General features: G+C 65.6%; 16 protein-coding genes and 1 tRNA gene. 11 read left to right on the plus strand and 6 right to left on the minus strand.

Annotation, left to right across the window (positions count from 1 at the left end; translation table 11 throughout):
- Positions 1–13 precede the first annotated feature (13 nt).
- Positions 14–1,450 carry a pyruvate kinase gene (pyk, locus tag H8R18_RS03860; protein WP_191070807.1) on the plus strand — a complete coding sequence of 479 codons (1,437 nt, stop codon included), beginning with the start codon at positions 14–16 and terminating at the stop codon, positions 1,448–1,450.
- Between the two features lie 118 nt (positions 1,451–1,568).
- Positions 1,569–1,784, plus strand: a complete 216-nt coding sequence (locus H8R18_RS03865) for a hypothetical protein (RefSeq protein WP_191070808.1) — start codon at positions 1,569–1,571, stop codon at positions 1,782–1,784.
- Between the two features lie 128 nt (positions 1,785–1,912).
- Here the strand turns inward: H8R18_RS03865 and H8R18_RS03870 are convergent.
- Positions 1,913–1,986 (minus strand) — tRNA-Leu (locus tag H8R18_RS03870).
- 36 nt (positions 1,987–2,022) lie between these two features.
- Between H8R18_RS03870 and H8R18_RS03875 the strand changes: the two genes are divergently transcribed.
- Together H8R18_RS03875 and polA are read left to right on the plus strand one after the other, a co-directional pair.
- Complete coding sequence (locus tag H8R18_RS03875; protein ID WP_227712879.1) at positions 2,023–2,637, plus strand: ANTAR domain-containing response regulator; 615 nt, start codon at positions 2,023–2,025, stop codon at positions 2,635–2,637.
- Between the two features lie 73 nt (positions 2,638–2,710).
- Positions 2,711–5,377 (plus strand): DNA polymerase I, encoded by a 2,667-nt coding sequence (gene polA / locus H8R18_RS03880; protein WP_191070809.1) that lies wholly within the window; start codon positions 2,711–2,713, stop codon positions 5,375–5,377.
- A gap of 5 nt (positions 5,378–5,382) precedes the next feature.
- Here the strand turns inward: polA and H8R18_RS03885 are convergent, their stop codons facing one another.
- Positions 5,383–6,060 (minus strand): SDR family oxidoreductase, encoded by a 678-nt coding sequence (locus tag H8R18_RS03885; protein WP_191070810.1) that lies wholly within the window; start codon positions 6,058–6,060, stop codon positions 5,383–5,385.
- 148 nt (positions 6,061–6,208) lie between these two features.
- Here H8R18_RS03885 and rpsA point away from each other — a divergent pair, with 148 nt between their 5' ends.
- Together rpsA and H8R18_RS03895 are read left to right on the plus strand one after the other, a co-directional pair.
- The gene (rpsA, locus tag H8R18_RS03890; RefSeq protein ID WP_191070811.1) at positions 6,209–7,663 is read left to right on the plus strand and encodes a 30S ribosomal protein S1; all 1,455 of its coding nucleotides are present in this window, start codon (positions 6,209–6,211) and stop codon (positions 7,661–7,663) included.
- Positions 7,664–7,831: 168 nt separating this feature from the next.
- Positions 7,832–8,377 (plus strand): PaaI family thioesterase, encoded by a 546-nt coding sequence (locus tag H8R18_RS03895; RefSeq protein ID WP_191070812.1) that lies wholly within the window; start codon positions 7,832–7,834, stop codon positions 8,375–8,377.
- A 76-nt stretch (positions 8,378–8,453) separates the two neighbouring features.
- Here the strand turns inward: H8R18_RS03895 and H8R18_RS03900 are convergent, their stop codons facing one another.
- A complete protein-coding gene (locus tag H8R18_RS03900; RefSeq protein WP_191070813.1) occupies positions 8,454–10,364 on the minus strand; it encodes a BCCT family transporter in 1,911 nt (636 codons plus the stop codon).
- 166 nt (positions 10,365–10,530) lie between these two features.
- On the opposite strand from H8R18_RS03900, the gene coaE reads away from it, so the two are divergent.
- The 4 genes from coaE (at position 10,531) to H8R18_RS03920 (ending at position 16,935) form a co-directional block, all read left to right on the plus strand.
- Entirely contained in the window at positions 10,531–11,196 is a 666-nt protein-coding gene (gene coaE / locus H8R18_RS03905) for a dephospho-CoA kinase (protein ID WP_191070814.1), read from the plus strand.
- Positions 11,197–11,205: 9 nt separating this feature from the next.
- On the plus strand, positions 11,206–13,296 hold the full coding sequence (gene uvrB / locus H8R18_RS03910; RefSeq protein ID WP_191070815.1) for an excinuclease ABC subunit UvrB: 2,091 nt from the start codon (positions 11,206–11,208) through the stop codon (positions 13,294–13,296).
- Positions 13,297–15,801 (plus strand): HAD-IC family P-type ATPase, encoded by a 2,505-nt coding sequence (locus H8R18_RS03915; protein WP_191070816.1) that lies wholly within the window; start codon positions 13,297–13,299, stop codon positions 15,799–15,801. It begins immediately after the preceding gene.
- Positions 15,802–15,939: 138 nt separating this feature from the next.
- Positions 15,940–16,935 (plus strand): TerC/Alx family metal homeostasis membrane protein, encoded by a 996-nt coding sequence (locus tag H8R18_RS03920; RefSeq protein ID WP_191070817.1) that lies wholly within the window; start codon positions 15,940–15,942, stop codon positions 16,933–16,935.
- On the opposite strand, the gene H8R18_RS03925 is transcribed toward H8R18_RS03920, so the two are convergent.
- Positions 16,882–17,892 (minus strand): bile acid:sodium symporter family protein, encoded by a 1,011-nt coding sequence (locus H8R18_RS03925; RefSeq protein WP_194189388.1) that lies wholly within the window; start codon positions 17,890–17,892, stop codon positions 16,882–16,884. The genes H8R18_RS03920 and H8R18_RS03925 overlap by 54 nt on opposite strands.
- On the minus strand, positions 17,892–18,185 hold the full coding sequence (locus H8R18_RS03930; RefSeq protein ID WP_191070819.1) for a YciI family protein: 294 nt from the start codon (positions 18,183–18,185) through the stop codon (positions 17,892–17,894). The genes H8R18_RS03925 and H8R18_RS03930 overlap by 1 nt, the downstream gene beginning before the upstream one ends.
- Before the next feature lie 103 nt (positions 18,186–18,288).
- Here H8R18_RS03930 and uvrA point away from each other — a divergent pair, with 103 nt between their 5' ends.
- Entirely contained in the window at positions 18,289–21,135 is a 2,847-nt protein-coding gene (gene uvrA, locus H8R18_RS03935) for an excinuclease ABC subunit UvrA (RefSeq protein WP_191070820.1), read from the plus strand.
- A gap of 40 nt (positions 21,136–21,175) precedes the next feature.
- Here the strand turns inward: uvrA and H8R18_RS09940 are convergent, their stop codons facing one another.
- Positions 21,176–21,439, minus strand: coding sequence for a hypothetical protein (locus tag H8R18_RS09940; RefSeq protein WP_420846898.1), 264 nt, complete (start codon positions 21,437–21,439; stop codon positions 21,176–21,178).
- Positions 21,440–21,484 lie beyond the last annotated feature (45 nt).

Below are 21,484 nucleotides of genomic sequence, written 5' to 3' on the forward strand. Positions count from 1 at the left end.
ATAGGATCGAGTTATGCGACGAGCAAAAATTGTGTGCACAATCGGTCCGGCGACCGATTCTCCCTCACAGATCCAAGCGTTGGTTGACGCCGGCATGGACGTTGCCCGCATCAACCGCTCACACGGCTCGCAAGAAGAATCCGAGAAGGTCATCGCGACGATCCGCAAGGCCGCCCAGGACTCGCGGCGCGCCGTCGCGATTCTCGTCGACTTGCAGGGACCGAAAATCCGCCTCGGAACGTTTGCCGAGGGCCCGCAGAGCCTCCACAAGGGCGACACCTTCACGATCACGACGCGCGATGTCCCCGGCGATGCGGAAGAAGTCGGGACGACGTTCCCCGGTCTGCCTGGCGACTGCCGCCCGGGCGATCGACTCCTCATCGACGACGGCAACGTCGCGGTGCGGGTGAAGTCCGTGACGGATACCGACGTCGTCACGACGGTCGAGGTCCCGGGCATCGTTTCGGATCACAAGGGCCTCAACCTGCCCGGCGTCGCCGTGTCCGTCCCAGCGCTGAGCGAGAAGGACCGCGACGACCTGCGCTGGGCCCTCAAGCATCACGCCGACATCATCGCCCTGTCGTTCGTCCGGTCCGCCGAGGACTACCAGGACGTGCGCGCGATCATGGAGGAAGAAGGCTACCGCTGCCCGGTGATCGCTAAGATCGAGAAGCCCCAGGCGGTCGAGAATCTCATGGAGATCATCGAGGCCTTCGACGGCGTCATGGTTGCCCGCGGCGACCTCGGCGTCGAGCTGCCGCTCGAACAGGTGCCGCTCGTCCAAAAGCACGCGATCGAGGTGTGCCGGCGCATGTCGAAGCCCGTCATCGTCGCCACCCAGGTGCTCGACTCGATGATTCACAACCCCCGCCCCACGCGCGCCGAGGCATCCGACTGCGCCAACGCCATCCTCGATGGGGCCGATGCCGTCATGCTCTCGGGCGAGACCTCGGTCGGGCAGTTCCCCATTGAGGCCGTGCGCACGATGTCGCGCATCGTCGAAAACGTCGAGGTCAACGGCGGCGAGCGCATTGCCCCGTTGAGCGGGGAATACGCGCTCACCCCGGCGGGCGTGTTGACGAAGGCCGCGAACGAGGTCGCCGAGACCCTCGACCTCAAGTACCTCGTGACCTTCACCCAGTCCGGCGACACGGCGCGCAAGATGGCGCGGCTGCGCTCGCCGATTCCCATCCTCGCGTTCACCCCGCTGGAGTCGACGCGCTCGCGCCTGGCGGTGACGTGGGGCGTGACGACGTATCGGGTTCCCGAGGTGCGCCACACCGACGACATGGTGTGGCAGGTCGACCAGCTGTTGCAGGCCTCGCACTTGGCCGAGGCCGGCGACCAGATCGTCATTCTCGGCGGCATGCCTCCGGGGACGGCGGGGTCGACGAACTCCCTGCGCATCCACAAGGTTGGGGAGGAGATGGACTATCGGTCCGTCTACTAGTGCGCGTCAGCGCGCTAGCGCATGGCCCCCGTGGTAACGTGGGGCCGGCCGCAAGGCCGATGGGGCTGCCAGGCACACCGCGTGTCTACCCCGCAGAAGGAAGAAGAAGGAGTATCTCATGACACTTTTCAACGTGGAAGAATCCGGAACCGGACGTCAGGCGAACAACGTGTTCGCCGCCTCGATCCCCGAGGCCGTGCGTCCGTGGTTTGCCGATGTTGCCCACAACTCGCGAGTCGCCCGCGCCCTGAGCGCGCTGGGATCGGCCAGCGAGGGAGAGCGGCGCTGGGCACAGGACGTGTTGGGCGTATCCATTCGCCCCGCGGCTGTCTAAAGCGCCCGTGAGACGCCGTCCCCAGGAAGTGCGAGCTTCCTGGGGACTTCGCCTTTTCACAGCGTTCACGGTTCGGCGCGGACAACGAAAAGCGCGCGCCACCTGCCGTGACGCGCGCTAGAGATGCGTACCCCGAGTGGGATTCGAACCCACAACAAGCCGGGTTTGAGCCGACCGCCTCTGCCAGTTGGGCTATCGGGGCAGACACAAGGTCCGCGAGCCATTATAGAATAATCCCGTGACAACTTCGAAATCAGATGAAACTCCTGAGGTGCGCGACCAGCGCACCGTCCTCGTCGCCGAAGACGAGACCCTCATTCGTCTCGACATCGTCGAGACGCTGACGGAAGCCGGTTATGACGTCGTCGCCGAGGTGGGCGACGGCGAAGCCGCCGTCGAAAAGGCCCGCGAACTCGAGCCCGACCTGTGCGTCATGGACGTCAAGATGCCGAAGATGGATGGCATCGAGGCGGCCGAGCAGATCACCGAATCGCTGCCGTGCGCGGTCGTCATGTTGACGGCGTTCTCACAGCGCGAACTCGTCGAGCGTGCCCGAGACGCCGGGGCGATGGCCTACGTCGTCAAGCCCTTCACCCCCAACGACCTGCTGCCCGCCGTCGAAATCGCGGTGTCGCGTTCGCAGGAGATTCAGGCGCTGGAAGACGAGATCGCTGACATCTCCGAGCGCCTCGAGACCCGCAAGGCCGTCGACCGCGCCAAGGGGCTGCTCATGGAGAACATGGATATGACCGAGCCCGAGGCGTTCCGGTGGATCCAGAAGACCTCGATGAATCGGCGTCTGTCCATGCGCGAGGTCGCTCAGGCCGTCATCGAACAGGTCGGCAACAAGTAGCCGCAGCTTCGCGCCGCGCCGGTGATGTGTATCCGGCGCGGCGTTGGCATATGTGCGCCACTACAGTGGGGGCATGACCTCTTCGCGCCTGCTCCTCATCGACGGCCATTCGCTGGCGTTTCGTGCCTACTATGCGATGCGCTCGCCCGAAGACTTTCAAACGTCGACGGGTCAGATGACGAATGCCGTGTTCGTGTTTTGTCGCATGCTCATGCGGCTCGTCAACGACTACGAGCCCGGGGGCGTCGCCGTCGCCTTCGACACGTCGACGCCGACGTTTCGCAAGGAGCTGTACCCCGAGTACAAGGATGGTCGGCGCGAGACGCCCGAGTCTCTGCCCGGTCAGATCGAGATCATCCAGCAGGCATTGGGTTTGCTCGGTATCCGGTCCCTGACGAAGCCGGGTTTCGAGGCCGACGACATCGTCGCGACCCTGGCGCGCCACGGCGAAGAGGACGGGCGGGATGTCCTCATCGTCTCCAGCGACCGCGACATGTACCAGCTCGTCACCGATCAGGTCCACGTGTTGTCGCCGGGCTCCTCGACGCAGAAGCTCAACGAATTTTCGCCGCAAGAGATCCGCGAAAAGACCGGGGTGAGTCCCGATCGCTATCGCGCGGTTGCCGCCCTCGTCGGCGAAGGGGCCGACAACATCCCCGGCGTGCCCGGGATCGGCAAGGTGACGGCGGCGAAGCTCATCAACGAGTACGACACGATCGACAACCTGCTCGACCACGCCGACGAGATCCGGGGCAAGCGGGGCCAGGCGCTGCGCGAAAGCGTCGACCTCGTGCGTCGTAACTTGCAGCTCAACGAGCTACGTCGCGACCTCGATCTGCCGGTCGCCGTCGGCGATCTCGAGGTCGGCGCGGGCAATCTCCAGGCGTGGGAGGAACTGTGCGACGACCTGGAATTCACGTCGCTGCGCACCCAGGTCTGGCACGCCCTCGACCAGATTCGTCCCCTCCACGCACGCGGTGAGCGCGAGGTCGAGGAGCGACGCCTGAGCATCGTTGACGCCGACAGCCTGTCGGGCGGTCTGCTCGCGTGGGCGGGCAGCGACGACGCGACGATCGGTGTCGACGTCGTCGGGCGAACGAGCCCGGGACGCGGCGATGCCGACATCGTCAGCCTCGCCCGCGGCACCGAGGCCGTCACGGTTGAGCTGCGCGGTGACGAGGCCATCGTCACCCAGCTGCGCCAGCTTCTGGCCGAATACGCTGATCGGCTGGCCTACGCCGACTTCAAGGCAGCGTGGCACGCGCTGCGCGGCGCCGGGATCGAGGCGCAGTCACCGGGCACCGACGTCGCCCTGTGCGCCCACGTGCTCGCGCCGGCGGCCACGGACTACGACGTCGAATCGTTGGCGCGTGAATACCTCGGGCGCACCGCGCCCTCGGACGCCGACGCCGGCACCCTCTTCGGTGACGAGGCCGCGCCGTCAGCGTGGCGGGCCCAGGTCGTCGCCGACCTCGTTCCCGTTCTCGTCGAGCGCCTCGAGCAGGCCAAGCAACTCGATCTCGTCCGGGTGCTCGAGCAGCCGGTTACGCCGATCCTTGCGCGCATGGAGGACGCGGGCATCACCGTCGACGAGGAGCGGCTGGAGGCGCTGATCGGTGACCTCACCCACCAGGTCGAGCGGGCACGCGAACAGGCGTGCGCCGTCGTCGAGCGCCCCGACCTCAACCTGTCCAGCCCGAAGCAGCTCCAGGAGGTCTTGTTCGAGCAGCTCAAGATGCCACCGACGCGCAAGACAAAGCGCGGGTACACGACCAACGCCGAGGCGTTGCAGCAGCTCTACGTGTCCACCCAGCACCCGTTCCTGGCGTATCTGCTCGAACACCGCGACAAGATCAAGCTGCTCCAGGTCGTCGAGTCGCTGGCCAAACACGTCCAGCCCGACGGGCGGATTCACACGGAATTCCTCCAGACGAAGACGACCACAGGGCGGCTGTCGTCAATTCACCCCAATCTGCAAAACATCCCCGCGCGCACGCCCACCGGCATGGCGATTCGCGAGGTGTTCGTCGCGGGGGAGGGCTACGACGGCCTCATGACCGCCGACTACTCCCAGATCGAGATGCGCGTCATGGCGGCCCTATCGCAAGATCCCGGACTCATTGCCGCGTTTAGCAGTGGCGAGGACCTGCACCAGACGATGGCGGCGATGGTGTTCGGCGTCGCCCCCGAGGAAGTGACCCCGGAACAGCGGTCGAAGATCAAGGCGACGTCGTACGGGCTGGCCTACGGGCTGTCGGTCTTCGGACTGTCGCGTCAGCTCGACATCTCGCAGGCCGAGGCGCGCCACCTGCGCGACGCCTACTTCTCGCGTTTCGGGGGAATTCGCGACTACTTGGAGTCCCTCGTGGCCCGCGCCCGCAAGACGGGCTACACCGAGACGATCCTCGGACGTCGCCGCTACCTCATGAACCTCGCCTCGCTCTCGCGCACCGAACAACAGGCCGCCGAGCGGGCCGCGCTGAACGCCCCCATTCAAGGTTCGGCCGCCGACATCATCAAGTCGGCGATGATTATGGTCGACGCGGCGATGCGCGAGGCAGGCTTGCGATCGCGGTTGCTGCTCCAGGTCCACGACGAACTCATCGTCGAGGTCGCCCCGGGCGAGCGCGACCAGCTCGAGGAGTTGTTGCGCCACAACATGGCCACTGCCGCGAGCCTCGACGTTAGCCTCGACGTATCGGTGGGCTACGGGGCGACGTGGCGCGAGGCGGCCCACTAGCGGACTTAGTGGGTGAATCGCGGACGAATCTCGAGCGATTCCACCGTCGCATCCTCGCCGATGCTGAGCGCGAACGCGCACGCCTGGGCGACAGAAGCGGGGTCGACATAGCGGGTGCCGTCGTAGTCGGGTCCAGCGTTTTGCATGGCGACCTGCATGTCGGTGTCGACACGCCCGGGGTGAATGGAGATAACGCGGATGTGTTCGCGTTCTTCTTCGCGCAGGGCGTCGGTGAAGGCGCGCAGAGCAAACTTCGACGCCGCGTAGGCCGCGCCGCCGGGCATCGAGTGGAAGCCGGCCCCCGAGTTGAGCGTGAGTACCTGCCCGTGGCTGCGACGCAGCGCGGGCAGCAGCGCCTGGGTGAGGTGGACCGGGGCGAAGACGTTGACCTCGAAGACCTCACGCCAATGATCGGACGTGGTGTTGGCCACGTTGCCGAGCGGGGCGATGCCCGCTGAGTGGATGAGGACGTCGAGCTCGTCAATGGCCGCAGCCGCCTCCGTCACGGCGTCGAGGTCGGTGAGATTGACCGGCCACGGCGTCGCGTGCGGATAGGCGGCCGCGACCTTTTCGCATGATGACGCGGCGGTGCCACCAATGTAGAGGTGATAGGTGGGGCTCAGAGCCTCGGCAATGGCGCGGCCGATGCCGCGGGTGGCTCCGGTAATGAGTGCGTGGCGCATGGGGCTCCTCCTCGATCGTGTGCGTCGCTGCCGCGGCGCGACATTTGGCGTCTTGGCGGGGTTTGCTAGACTGTGTAGCGGTTGGGCCATAGGCGCCTAACCGCTGAAACTGTCCGTCTACCATAGTCCGTTTCGGAGACTCCAATACATGACCACCTCCACTGAGCACCTGGATCAGGTTGCGGTGAACGACATCGGGTCGAAAGACGACCTGCTCGCTGCCATCGATTCCACGATTAAGTACTTCAACGATGGCGACATCGTCGAGGGCACCGTTGTTCGCGTCGACCGCGACGAGGTCCTGCTCGACATCGGCTACAAGACCGAGGGCGTGATCCTCTCTCGCGAGCTGTCCATCAAGCACGACGTCAACCCCGATGACGTCGTCAACGTCGGCGACCAGATCGAGGCGCTTGTCCTCCAGAAGGAAGACAAAGAAGGCCGCCTCATGCTGTCGAAGAAGCGTGCTCAGTACGAGCGCGCCTGGGGCGACATCGAGCGGATCAAGGAGTCGGATGGCGTCGTCACCGGCACGGTGATCGAGGTCGTCAAGGGTGGCCTCATCCTCGATATCGGCCTGCGCGGCTTCCTGCCCGCTTCGCTCGTCGAGATGCGTCGCGTGCGCGACCTGCAGCCTTACATCGGTCGTCAGCTCGAGGCCAAGATCATCGAGCTGGACAAGAACCGCAACAACGTCGTTCTGTCGCGCCGTGCCTGGCTCGAGCAGACGCAGGCTGAGGTCCGCTCGCAGTTCCTCAACACCTTGCAGAAGGGCCAGATCCGTTCCGGCGTTGTCTCGTCGATCGTCAACTTCGGCGCGTTCGTCGACCTTGGTGGTGTCGACGGCCTCGTTCACGTCTCCGAACTGTCGTGGAAGCACATCGATCACCCCTCCGAGGTCGTTGAGGTCGGCCAGGAGGTCACGGTCGAGGTTCTCGACGTCGACATGGATCGCGAGCGCGTGTCGCTCTCGCTCAAGGCGACGCAGGAAGACCCGTGGCAGGTCTTCGCCCGCACCCACGCCATCGGCCAGGTCGTTCCCGGTCGCGTGACGAAGCTCGTTCCCTTCGGCGCGTTCGTCCGCGTCGAGGACGGCATCGAAGGCCTCGTCCACATCTCCGAGCTGGCTCAGCGTCACATCGACGTTCCCGAGCAGGTCGTCAAGATGGGCGAAGAGATCTTCGTCAAGGTCATCGACATCGACCTGGATCGCCGCCGCATCTCGCTCTCGCTCAAGCAGGCGAACGACGGCGTCGACCCGAACGCTCAGGAGTTCGACCCGTCGCTGTACGGCATGACGGCCGAATACGACGACGAGGGCAACTACAAGTACCCCGAGGGCTTCGATCCCGCGACCAACGAGTGGATGGAAGGTTACGAGGCTCAGCGCGAGGCGTGGGAGCAGCAGTACGCCCAGGCCGAGGCCCGCTGGAAGGCGCACAAGGAGCAGGCTGCGCGTGCTCTCGAGGCCGACCGCGACGCCCTGGTTGTCGACCCGGCTCAGGACGCCTCCTACTCGACCGAGACGGCCGACTCCGCCGGCACGCTCGCCTCGGATGAGGCGCTCGCTGCGCTCCGCGAGAAGCTCACCAGCGATCGCTGAGTCCCCGACACCGCGGCCTGTTTAGGCACACTGCGGTGATCGGCGGAGTGAATAATCGCTAGGCTGTGGCCCCGCACTCCGGTGCGGGGCCACAGCGTATCTTGGGCATAGATAGAGAGGTCGGCGCGTAGCGCGTGCACGACCCGATGCGGAAGAGAGGACACAGGTATGACGACGAGCCCGGCCACGACGAACAGCGCTGAGGAGCTGCGAGAGACCATCGATCGCATGACATCGTCGTGCGTGAGCGACGCCGAGCGCGGTGAGTGGTTCCAGAGCCTGCCCGATCGATCGAGTGAGTTTCCCTGGGCCGAGGGTAACGTCGCGACGGACCTCGGTCTGCGCATCCACGTCATCGACGCCGAGCGCATGATTTGCTCGATGCCCGTTGCCGGCAACGAACAACATATGGGAATTCTCCACGGGGGAATCAACGCCGTTCTCGGTGAGACAACGGGCTCGTTCGCCGCGTGGGTCGGAGCCCCCGAGGGTTGGACGGCGCTGGGCCTGGACATTGCGATGCACCATCACCGCGGCGTTGCCGAAGGACGGATCTGGTGCGTCGCCCGTCGCGTCAGCCTCACTCGCAGCTTCGCGTCCTACCAGCTGTGCGTCTACCGCGACGACGGCGTTGTCACGTCGAGTGGGCAGCACACCTGCGCCCTGCGCCCCATCGCCGCGACGGCGGAGGGAGCGCGAGGCACCTCGCGTTAGCCCCGCATTCCATATAACACGAGGGAGGCCCCGGCGTTCTGTCGGAGCCTCCCTCTGGCGTATGGGTGGATCGGACCTAGCTCGGGTCGATCTGGTCTCGCGGCGGCGGCGCGGCCGGAGCATTCGGCCCGCGGTAGGCGGCGCGACCATGAACCTGGCTGGTTGCGACCGCGCGGGGGACGCGGCGATCAGCGCGGTTCATCGTGAAGAATCGCTTGGCGTCCTTCAGCACCTGCTGGGTGCGGTCACCGCTGGGCATGACGGGAATCGGCTGGGCCTCGCCGTCGTCGCCCTGATCGAGTTCGTCCTTGACTTTCGTCACGAGCATTTCGCGGATGGCTCGCTGCTTCTCGCGTTCGAGGGCCCAGTGATCGTGACGCATGGCGCGGATCATCGACTGGCACATACCGATCATGATGACCGAGAACGGCAGTGCGACGAGGATCGCGAGCGACTGCAAGGCCGCCAACGCCGTCGATGATTCGCCGGTCGACATCATGGCAGCCGTCACCGCGCCCGTGAGGACGGCCCACGTCAGGCGGACCCGAACGGCGGGGTCGGGGTTGCCTCCGGCCGAGAGCATCGACATGACGAAGGAGCCTGAGTCGGAGGACGTGATGAAGAAGATGACGACGATGATCATCGCCAGCCCCGACAGCAGCGCGCCGGCGGGCATATGCGAGAACGACTGGAAAAGCACGGTATCGGTGTTGACGGTTCCGTCGGGACCGATGAGCTTCTTTCCGGCAAACATGACCTGGTAGAGCGCGTTGCCACCGAGAATCGCAAACCACGCGGTCGTCACGAGGACGGGCACGGCGACGACGCCGACGATGAACTCGCGCACCGTGCGCCCGCGCGAGATCCGCGCGATGAAGATGCCGACGAAGGGGGACCAGGAGATCCACCAGCCCCAGTAGTAGGTCGTCCACGACGACAGCCACTGGGTGCCGTCGGGACCCTGGAAGGGTAGCGTCCGCAGCGAGCGGTTGATGAAGTCGCCGAGGTAGGCTCCGAGTCCCGAGACGTACTCGGACAGCATGAATGTCGTGTTGCCAAGCGCGAGGATTGCCAGCGCAAGAAGCACCGCGAGGATGAGGTTGATCGAGGACAGCCACTGAATCCCGCGGCCGATTCCGGAGACGGCCGAGATGCCGGCGATCGTCGAGATGACGACAACGAGCGCGATGAGCATTCCCTTGGTCGCGTGCGGACCGCCGAGGAACTCGGTGCCCGCGGCAACCTGGACGACGCCGAAGCCCAGCGACGTCGCGATGCCGAGCAGCGTCCCGACGATGGCGACGCCGTCGATCGTGTCGCCGAGCTTGCCGGTCACGCGTTCGCCGAACAGCGGCTCGAGGCTCCACCGCAGCGACATCGGTCGGCCGCGACGGAACGAGGAATAGGCAACCGCCAGGCCAACGACGACGTAGATCGACCACGGATGCAGGCCCCAGTGGAGGAACGTCGACCCCATGGCGTCGCGCGCCAGCGTCGCATCGGAACCCGATAGGCCCGGACGGGGGTTAGCGAAGTGCGACAGGGGCTCGGCGGCACCGTAAAACACCAGCCCGATCCCCATGCCGGCGGCAAAGAGCATGGCGAACCACGACGCCGTCGAGTATTCGGGGTCCTCGTCGTCGCGGCCGAGCTTGAGATCGCCCAGGCGCGAGAACGCGACGCCGAGGGCGAAGACGACGAACCCCGACGCGATGAGGACGTAGTACCACGACAGATTGTTCGTCACCCGTGCCGATAGCCACGACAACACGTCGTGAAGCTGATGAGGCACGGTGATCGCCAGGACGACGAGGGCAACAAGGATGATGACCGAAGGCCAGAACACCGCTCGCCGAACGACGAGACCCGCCGGCGGCGTGGAATCGGCTTGGCTGTCGGGAACCTCACGGGGTTCGGGCGGAGCCTTGTCGATGACGGGCGCCGCGGATGCATCGGACGATGGGGTGGTCGATGACTGAGAAACCATACTTTTCCGAGATTGGGAACAACAACACGTGCCCGAAAGTGGGCACCATCTGCCAGTATAGGAAGACGATGTGGGCACGTCATGTGGGAGCGTCCCGCAGCTGCTTCTCGTGTGATTCGCTAGTGTGGCAAAAGACGCCGAGAGATCGAGGAGAAGGGGAGGGCGAGTGAGCGGCCTGCCGATCCGATTCGTCACACCGTTCCACTACGTGGGTCCAAGTCGGGCGGTGCGCGTTGGCGTGACCGGCGGCATCGGGGCCGGCAAGACGACGGTCACCCGAGCGCTCGCCGACCTGGGTGCCTCGGTCATCTCATCGGACGATATCGCTCGCGACCTCCAAGGTCCCGGCGGAGCCGCGGTTGAGCCGATTCGCGCCCGTTTCGGTGACGACGTCATCGCCGAGGACGGTTCGGTCGATCGGGCTCGCCTGGCCGGCGTTGTCTTCCGTGACGATCGTGCGCGCACCGACCTCGAGAGGCTCATCCACCCGCTCATCGCCCGCGAGGCTCATGATTTCTTTGCGCGGGCGGAGGCCGGATCCATCGCGGTCTACGACATCCCGCTGCTCGTCGAGACCGGGGCCGAAGACTATTTCGACGCCATCGTCGTCGTATGGGCCGATATCGCGACGCGGCTCGAGCGGCTTCGCCGCGATCGACAGATGACGACGGCGGATGCGATGGCGCGGATTGCCGTTCAAGCCAGCGACGCCGAACGTGAGCGCAGTGCTCACGCCATCGTCACCAACACGGGGAGGCCCGCCGACACCGCCGAGGCGGTCAGGGGCGAGCTGTGGCCGGCTCTGCTCGCTCTGACGGGTCGAGACAACTAGCCTGAACCCATGACCTCTGTGCCGCTGCTTCGGCAGGATGCCCCCTTTAGCGTCGTCTCGGAATACACCCCGTCGGGCGATCAGCCCCACGCGATCGCCGAGTTGGCGAAACGGATCAACGGGGGAGAGACCGACGTCGTCCTCATGGGGGCAACGGGCACGGGAAAGTCGGCGACGGCGGCCTGGCTGGTCGAGAAGGTCCAACGCCCCTGCCTCGTCATGGAGCCGAATAAGACGCTGGCTGCCCAGATGGCCGCGGAACTGCGCGAACTCTTTCCCCACAACGCGGTCGAATACTTCGTCAGCTACTACGACTACTACCAGCCCGAAGCCTACGTCCCCCAGACGGATACCTACATCGAGAAAGATTCCTCGATTAACGACGAGGTGGAGCGGCTGCGCCACTCCGCGACGAATTCGCTGCTGACGCGTCGCGACGTCATCGTCGTCTCCACCGTGTCGTGCATCTATGGCCTGGGCACGCCCGAAGAATACGTCGAACGCATGGTGCCCCTCGAGGTCGGCATGACCATCGATCGCGATGAGCTGTTGCGGCGTTTCGTCGAGATGCAGTACACCCGAAACGACGTCGCCTTCGAGCGCGGAACGTTTCGGGTGCGCGGGGACACGATCGAGATCATTCCGGTCTACGAGGAACTCGCGATCCGCATCGAGATGTTCGGCGACGAGATCGACGGGCTGGCAACCCTGCATCCCGTGACGGGCACGGTCGTTGCTACCGAAGACCACGTCTATCTGTTTCCGGCCTCGCACTACGTGGCCGGGCCTGAGCGGATGCAGCGCGCCATCGACTCGATCGAGGCCGAGCTGGGGGAGCGGCTGGCCGAATTCACCGCCGAGGGCAAGCTTCTCGAGGAGCAGCGTCTGCGGATGCGCACGACCTACGACCTGGAGATGATGAAGGAAATCGGCACGTGCTCGGGCATCGAGAACTACTCGCGCCACATCGACGGGCGCGGACCGGGGACACCGCCCCACACGCTGCTCGACTACTTCCCCGATGACTTCTTGCTCATCATCGATGAATCCCACGTGACGGTTCCCCAGATCGGCGGCATGTTCGAGGGCGACATGTCGCGCAAACGCACCCTCGTCGACCACGGGTTCCGTCTGCCCTCGGCGATGGATAACCGACCGCTGACGTTCGACGAATTCCAAGACCGGATCGGGCAGACCGTCTACCTGTCGGCCACGCCCGGGCCGTTCGAGCGCGAGCGCGGCGACGGCGTCGTCGAGCAGATCATTCGCCCGACGGGTCTCGTCGACCCCAAGGTCATCGTCAAGCCGACCGAGGGCCAGATCGACGATCTCCTCGGCGAGATCCGCTCTCGCACGGACAAGAACGAGCGCGTGCTCGTGACGACGCTGACGAAGAAGATGGCCGAGGATCTGACGACCTACCTCGCCGAGCGCTCCGTCCGCGTGGAGTATCTCCACTCCGACGTCGATACGCTGCGTCGCGTCGAACTGCTGCGCGAGCTGCGGCTGGGGCGCTTCGACGTCCTCGTCGGCATCAACCTGTTGCGCGAGGGCCTGGATCTGCCCGAGGTCTCGCTCGTCGCCATCCTCGACGCCGACAAGGAAGGCTTCTTGCGCTCGACGACGTCGCTGATCCAGACGATCGGACGCGCCGCGCGCAACGTCTCGGGCGAGGTTCACATGTATGCCGACTCGCTGACCGACTCCATGAGGGCGGCGATCGACGAGACCGAGAGGCGCCGCGCCAAGCAGATCGCCTACAACACCGAACACGGCATCGATCCCCAGCCGCTGCGCAAGAAGATTGCCGACGTCACCGACATGCTGGCACGAGAGGAAGTCGATACCGAGGAGCTGCTTGCTTCCGGCTATCGCGGTGCCGGCACGGGTCCCGATCGACGCCAGCGCGAGGGAGCGGCGGCGAGCATACGCGAACAGCTGGCGATCTCGGCCGAGGGCGACCTCGCGGGCCTCATCGAGGAGCTGTCGGCACAGATGATGAGTGCGGCCGACAACCTCGAATTCGAGCTCGCCGCGCGTCTGCGCGACGAGGTCGCCGACCTGAAGAAGGAACTGCGAGCGATGAAGGCGGCACACTAGATGAGCGAGGTCACCACACCATCTCGCCCGCGCGGGCTGACGACGGCGCAGGTGCGCGATCTCGTCGCACAGGGCAAAACCAATGCTGTGACGACGCCGACGTCGCGCTCGATCGGCGCGATCATTCGCGATAACTGTCTGACGCTATTCAACGCCATCTTGTGTGCGTGCCTCGTCGTCATCGTCGCCGTCGGCGAGCTGCGAGACGGCGTCTTTGCCGGCGTCCTCATCCTCAATGCGGCGACGGGCATCGTCTCCGAGATCCGGGCCAAACGCACGCTCGATCGCCTGGCGATCCTGTCGGCCTCGCCGATCACCGTCATTCGCGATGGCGCGGAGACGACCGTGGCGCCCGACGACATCGTCGTCACCGACCTGGTCCTCGTGCGTGCGGGCGACCAAATCCCAGCCGACGGCACCGTCGAGGCGTCGGCTCAGCTGCAAGTCGACGAGTCGATTCTCACCGGCGAATCGGTGCCCGTCCACAAGCAGGCCGGCGACCGCGTGCTGTCGGGGGCCACGGTGGTCGCCGGACAGGCTCACGTCGTCGTCGACAAAGTCGGCGCCGACTCGTGGGCGAACACGATGAGCAGTGAGGTCAAGCGGTTTCAGCTTGCCCACTCCGAGCTCAGCGAGGGTATCGACAAGATCCTTCGGATCATCACGTGGGTGTTGCCCGTGATGATCCTCATCCTCGGCGCCTCGCAGATCGACTGGTCGCACGGCCTCGCCGGCGTCATATCCTCCGGGCAGTGGCGCACCGCGGTCGTCGCCATCGTCGCTGCCCTGGTGGGGATGATCCCGCAGGGGCTTGTCTTGTTGACCTCGGTGAACTTCGCGACGGCGGCGCTCAAGCTCGCCCGCCGCAAGGTTCTCGTCCAGGAACTGCCGGCGGTCGAGGTGCTCGCGCGCGTCGACGTCCTGTGTCTGGACAAGACAGGCACAATCACGACCGGTCTCATGACGTGCAGCGGCGGTGACCTGCCCGGTGGCTACGAGCACGGGGCTTTTTCGATGTTCGACGACGATCTCCTCGACGGGCTCGCGTTACTCAGCGCCGACCGGACGAATGCGACGGCCGTGGCTCTGGCCGACGCCCTCGACCGCCCGGTCGCCGAACCCGACGTGCGGGTGCCCTTTTCGTCGCGGACGAAGTGGTCTGCCGCGCGAGCAGACCAGACGACGTGGGTCATGGGCGCGCCCGAGATCATCATCGAGGCGTGCGACAATCCCGTCGACATGCGCGAGACGACCGATCACTACCTCGCGGCCGGATGGCGCGCCGTCGCCGTTGCGTCGACCCCGGAGCCCATCGCTGCCGATGCCACGAGCCTGCCGAGTGGCCTTCACGGTCGCTTTGTGTTGGCGTTCTTCGAGGAGATTCGCCCCGACGCCGAGGAAACGCTGACGTATTTCGAGCGCCAAGGCGTCGACGTCCGCATCATCTCCGGCGATGCCCCCGAGACGGTCTTCACGGTGGCCCGCCACGCCCGTGTCTCGGTGGAGCGCGATGAGGTGTGCGACGCGCGCACGCTGCCGACCCCGCCTTCCACCGTCGCCGAGCGCCACCATCGGCGCCGCACCCGTGAGGCTCCGCCGGCCGGCGATCCGGCGTTCGACGAAGCCGTCGACAGGTACCGGATTTTCGCCCGGGTCACGCCGGAACAAAAGCGCGCGCTCGTCCACGCCTTCCAGCGCAGCGGTCACACGGTGGCGATGACGGGAGACGGCGTCAACGATGCCCTCGCCCTCAAGGACGCCGACCTCGGGATTGCCATGGGGTCGGGCGCGCAGGCGACGAAGGCCGCGGCAAAGGTCGTCCTCCTCGACTCGGAGTTCTCCCGCCTGCCCGCCGTCGTCGACGAGGGGCGTCGTGTGCTCGGCAACATGGAGCGGGTCTCGACGCTGTTCCTCGCCAAGACCCTGTGGGCCTTCCTCATCGCCATGGTCGTCTCGCTGAGCGCGGTCAACTATCCCTTCTTGCCGCGCCACCTCACCCTCATCGGCGTCTTCACGATCGGCGTTCCCGCATTCGTCTTGGCGCTGGCACCATCGCGATCGCGTTACCGCCCGGGCTTCCTGCGCCGCGTCTTCACCCTGGTTGGTCCGTGCGGCCTCATCATCGCCGCGCTCGGACTCGGGGTCTATCTCACACATCTGGACGAGGCGAATCGGGTTCCACAGACCCTGTGCACCCTGACGATCACCGGATGCTCGCTCGCCCTTCTGGCGGTGCTCTCGCGTCCGCTCGTGTCGTGGCGAGGGATCCTCGTTGCCGCGATGGGGGCGTGCGTTGTCCTCATCACCCTGATCCCGCTCGCGCGCCACTTCTTCGCGCTGCGGTGGTTGAGCACCGGCCACTGGGAGCTCGTGAGCGGCCTCGTTGCGGCCGGTGCCATCCTCATCGGAGTCATCGGGTGGGTGTGGTCGCGTCACTTCTACAGTTCCACCCGTGTAAGCGACGACACCCGTGGGGCGTTGGAGGCTCGCGCGGGCGCTGAGTAAACTGGGCGGGCAGAGGGGAGTAAACCCGTAAACAACCTGGTCGTCATCACGGCGCCGCAGCGCTCGGTCAGGTGGCCCCAGCGGCGGATTGAGACCTCGCGCCCTGACCTGTACGGAAAGAGCCGGAGGAGACCGCTCGTGGATGTCCATATCTCTGCCTGGATCGGTTTAACGGTCCTCGTCGTCGCACTGCTGGCAATCGACTTTATCGGCCACGTCAAGGCCGCTCACGAACCGACGCTCAAGGAAGCCGCGCGTTGGTCGGCGGCATATGTCGCCCTGGCCGTTGCCTACGGCTTCGGAGTGTGGTGGCTGTGGGGCCTGAATTACGCCAGTGAATACTGGGCCGGCTGGGTGACCGAATGGTCGCTGTCCCTGGATAATCTGTTCGTTTTCATCATCATCATCGGCGCCTTCCGGGTTCCGCGCGCCTATCAGCAAGAGGTGCTGCTCGGTGGCATCATCCTCGCCCTCGTCTTCCGCTTCGCCTTCATCATGATCGGGGCGACGCTCGTCAACCGGTTCGCGTGGATCTTCTACATCTTCGGTGCCTTCCTCATCTACACGGCGATATCGCAGGTGCGCCAGAGTGAGGACGAGGACGACAGTTACCAGGAGAATCGCTTGACGCGCGTCGTGCGACGAGTCTTTCCCATGACCGACGGCTTCGTCGGCGGGCGGCTGCTCGTGCGCCACCGCGGCAAGACGTTCATCACCCCGATGCTCGTCGTCATGGTGGCGCTCGGCTCGGCCGACATCATGTTCGCCGTCGACTCGATCCCGGCGATCTTTGGGCTGACGCGCGAGCCGTTCATCGTCTTTTCCGCGACGGCATTTTCGTTGCTGGGGCTACGTCAGCTGTATTTCCTCATCGACGGCCTGCTGGAAAAGCTCATCTTCCTCAACTACGGACTGGCGCTCATCCTCGGTTTCATCGGCATCAAGCTCATCCTGCACGCGATCGCCGAGAATAATTTGCCCTTCATCAACGGCGGTCGCCACGTCGAGGGCATCTGGGAGCCGTCCATCGGGGTGTCGCTCGCCTACATCCTCGTGGTCCTGATGGGGACGACAGTCGTATCACTGGCTGTCTCGCGTCGACGCGAGCGACTCGGTGGAGCAGACGCCGCCTAGCCGGCGCGCGCGAGGCGGCGAGCCAGGATGGCGCACGACCAGCTGGAGCTGGTGAAAGACGATGACGGGTACGGTCACCGCTGCCAGCGTCGTCGCCGGGAAGATGATCGAGGCCATCGGCAGGCCCGTCGCCAGCGATTTCTTTGACCCGCACATGAGCAGGACGATGCGGTCGCCGCGATTGAGGCCAAGCACCTTGCCACCCCACCACGTCAGCGCCAACATGATGGCGAGGATGATCGCCGAGGACGCGAGTAGCCCGAGGACCTGCGCCCACGTCACCGTGTGCCACAGTCCCTGAGCTGTCGCGCCACACACGGCAGAGGCGACGACGAGGAGGATCGTGCCGTGGTCGACACCCTTCGTCAGCCAGCGTTTCGACCGCACCCAGTCACCGACGCGCGGCTGAAGCAGCTGGCCGATGACGAAGGGGACCAATAGCTGGGCGACGACGTTGAGGATCCGCGAGGGATCGACGCCCGAGGCGCGCCCCATGATGAGGTAGACGAGCGCGGGGGTGAGGACGACCCCGGCGATGTTCGACACGGTCGCCGAGCACACGGCTCCGGCGATGTTTCCACGCGCTATCGACGTAAACGACACCGAGGACTGTACCGTTGAGGGCAGCAAGGTGAGGTAGAGCGTGCCGAGCGCGAACATCGGGCCGAGGACGAGCTTGTGGGGAACATAGGTGGCCCAGCCAAGCAGCGGAAAGACGAGGAACGTCGCCGCGGCCACGGCACCCTGGAGGCGCAGGTTCGTCAGCCCCTCAACGACGTCGCGGGTGGCCAGCCTGGCGCCATAGACAAGAAAGAGCACCATGACGGCGACCTTGCCGGCCCACGTGAACGCGCCGATGAGGGCGGCGGGAGCCGGGATAAGAATCCCGGCCGCGACGATGAGGAGCAGCGTGATGATGAACGGATCAGCGAGATCACGCAGTCGCGAGGCGGACACTAGCTGGCAAATCCGCCGACGACGACGGTGTAGTCGCGGGCGCGACGCTCGGTGATGAGGCCGGCCGTGAAGAAGGGATCGCCGTCGAGCTCGCGCAGCGCCTGCTCGGCATTCTCGGCACGTACAAAGATAATGGCCGCGGGGGTGTCGGGACCCAGGGGAGAGGGGCCGGCGAGCACAACGACGCCGCGCTCGCCCGCCGCTCGAAGATAGCGCCGATGCGCCGGACGCAGCTCGTCCATCTCGGCGGTGCGGGTGGCGTCGTAGAGATAATCGACGGCGAAGATGCTCATGGGCCCTCCCGATAGGCATGTGGAGTTTTCTCCATTGTGTCACGTGTGCCCGGCAACCTTGCGCCTGAGCCGGCGCGGGACGGACCTCCTAGAATGGGCACCGATGAATGACACTCTCTTGGTCGCCGGTGCGCGCGAGCACAATCTCAAAGACATCACCGTGTCGATTCCCCGCAACTCGTTGGCTGTCTTCACCGGGCTGTCGGGATCGGGCAAGTCTTCGCTAGCGTTCGACACGATCTTTGCCGAGGGGCAGCGTCGCTACGTCGAGTCGCTGTCGGCATACGCGCGTCAGTTCCTCGGGCAGATGGACAAGCCCGACGTCGATCTCATTGAGGGACTCTCACCCGCCGTCTCGATCGATCAGAAGTCGACGTCGCGCAATCCGCGCTCCACAGTTGGCACGATCACCGAGGTCTACGACTACCTGCGTCTGCTGTATGCCCGCGCCGGCCAGGCGTACTGCCCGACGTGTGGCGAGAAGATTCAGGCGCAATCGGCCGAGCAAATCGTCGACGTCTTGCTCGACTACCCCGAGCGCACCCGCATTCAGGTCTTCGCCCCCGTCGTGCGCGGGCGAAAGGGCACGTACGAGGACCTGTTCGCCGACGTCCTGGCCCAGGGCTTTGCGCGCGCCCGCGTCGACGGCGAGGAAATCCGGCTCGAGTCGCCGCCGGCGCTGGAGAAACAGCTTCGCCACGACATCTGGATCACCGTCGATCGACTCGTCATCCGTGACGGCGTGCGCACGCGGCTGACCGATTCCGTCGAGCAGGCCCTCAATCTCGCCGAGGGCCTCGTCATCATCGATTTCGTCGATCGCGACGCCGACGATCCCGAGCGCACCCGTCGGTTCTCCGAGAAACGCGCCTGCGCGAACGGCCACCCACTCACCCTCGACGAGATGGAGCCGCGCACGTTCTCCTTTAACGCCCCCTACGGCGCGTGTCCGGAGTGCTCGGGAATCGGCTCGCACCTCGAGGTCGATCCCGATCTGTTGGTGCCCGATCCCTCGAAGACGCTGGCCGAGGGCGCGATTGCGCCGTGGGGAACGTCAAACGAATACTTCCTGCGCGACATGCGCGCGCTCGGCGAGCAGTTGGGCTTCGACGTCGACACCCCGTTTGCGAAGCTGCCGAAAAAGGTCCGCCACGCGCTGCTGCACGGCAAGGACTACAAGGTTAAAGTGCGCTATCGCAACCGGTGGGGCCGCGAACGCGTGTATGCCTCGGGATTCGAGGGTGCCGTTCACTACGTCGAGCGCAAGCACACGGAGACCGAGTCGGACACGGCACGTGAGCGCTACGAGGGCTACATGCGCGAGGTTGCCTGTTCCGCATGTGGGGGAACGAGGCTGCGCGACGAGGTTCTGGCCGTGCGGGTGGGGGACCTCAACATCGCCGAACTCACCGACCTGTCGATCGACAAGGCCTCGCACTACCTCGATAACCTCCAGCTGGATGGGCGCGCGCGAGCTATCGCCGGTGCCGTGCTGAAGGAGATCCAGGTGCGGCTGCGGTTCCTCGTCGACGTTGGCCTGTCCTATCTCACGCTCTCGCGCGCGGCGGGAACGCTTTCGGGTGGGGAGGCCCAGCGCATCCGATTGGCGACGCAGATCGGGTCCGGCCTCACCGGCGTGCTCTACGTGCTGGATGAGCCCTCGATCGGGCTGCATCAGCGCGACAACCGCCGCCTCATCACGACGCTGGAGAAGCTGCGCGATCTCGGTAACACCCTCGTCGTCGTCGAACACGATGAGGACACGATCCGCGCCGCCGACTGGGTCGTCGACATCGGCCCGGCTGCGGGCGAGCACGGCGGTCACGTCGTCTACTCCGGTCCCTATGACGGCCTCGAGGACACCGAGGGGTCGCTGACGGCGGACTACCTGTCGGGGCGCCGCCAGATTGCCATGCCGAAGAAGCGCCGCGACGTCGACCCGGAGCGGATGCTGCGCGTCGTCGGCGCGAAGGAAAACAACCTGTCGAACGTGTCGGTGTCCTTTCCCCTGGGCACGTTCACCGTCGTCTCGGGGGTCTCGGGGTCGGGCAAGTCGACGCTCGTCAACCAGATCCTCTACCGCGCGCTCGCCAAGGAACTCAACCGCTCGCGCAACGTGCCCGGTCGGCACAAGCGCGTCGAGGGCATGGAACACCTCGACAAGGTCGTTCACGTCGATCAGTCGCCGATTGGGCGCACGCCCCGGTCGAATCCCGCGACGTACACGGGCGTGTGGGACCACATTCGCAAGCTCTTCGCCCAGACCCCCGAGGCCAAGGTCCGCGGCTACGGGCCGGGTCGGTTCTCCTTCAACGTCAAGGGCGGGCGCTGCGAATCGTGCAAAGGCGACGGCACGCTGAAGATCGAGATGAACTTCCTGCCCGACGTCTACGTCCCGTGCGAGGTGTGCCGCGGCGCGCGCTACAACAAGGAGACGTTGGAGATCCGCTACAAGGGCAAGACGGTGGCCGACATCCTCGACATGCCCGTTGAGGAGGCAGCCGAGTTCTTCTCGCCCATTCAGGCCATCGCGCGCCACCTGACGACGCTCGTCAACGTCGGTCTCGGATACGTGCGTCTGGGGCAGGCGGCAACGACACTCTCGGGCGGCGAGGCGCAGCGGGTCAAGCTCGCCTCAGAGCTGCACCGGCGCTCCAACGGGCGGACGATCTATGTCCTGGATGAGCCGACGACCGGCCTGCACATGGAGGACATCCGTAAGCTGCTACTCGTCTTGCAGGGCCTTGTCGACAAGGGCAACACCGTCATCGTCATCGAGCACAACCTCGACGTCATCAAGTGCGCCGACTGGATCGTCGACATGGGACCCGAGGGCGGGGAGGGTGGCGGCCAGGTCATCGCCGAGGGCACCCCCGAGACGGTCGCGGCATCGCCTCGCTCCTACACCGGGCGCTATCTCGCCGACGTCCTCGGCACCGCGAAAAAGTGACGCGTGTGGTGCCGCGCACCGACACGGCGCCACACGTGCCCTAGCGTCGTGCCGGCTCGTAGATCTCGTCGATCTCGCGAGCAAAACGCTCGGCGATCTTGTCGCGCTTGATCTTTTGCGACGGGGTTAACAGGCCGTTGTCCTCGGTGAAGTCCGTGGGCAGGACCCGGATCTTGCGGATGGACTCCGCGCGCGAGACCAGCGCGTTCGTCTTCTCCAGCGCCCGGTTGAGGGCGGCCAGCACCTCGGGGTGGCGCGCGCGCGCGTGCGATCCATCGGCTCCAGGCCGTGATTGCGCAACCACGCCGGCAACATGTCGCGATCGAGCGTGACGAGCGCGGCGACGAAC

This window comes from Nanchangia anserum, from assembly GCF_015240065.1.
Taxonomy (GTDB): Bacteria; Actinomycetota; Actinomycetes; order Actinomycetales; family Actinomycetaceae; genus Nanchangia; species Nanchangia anserum.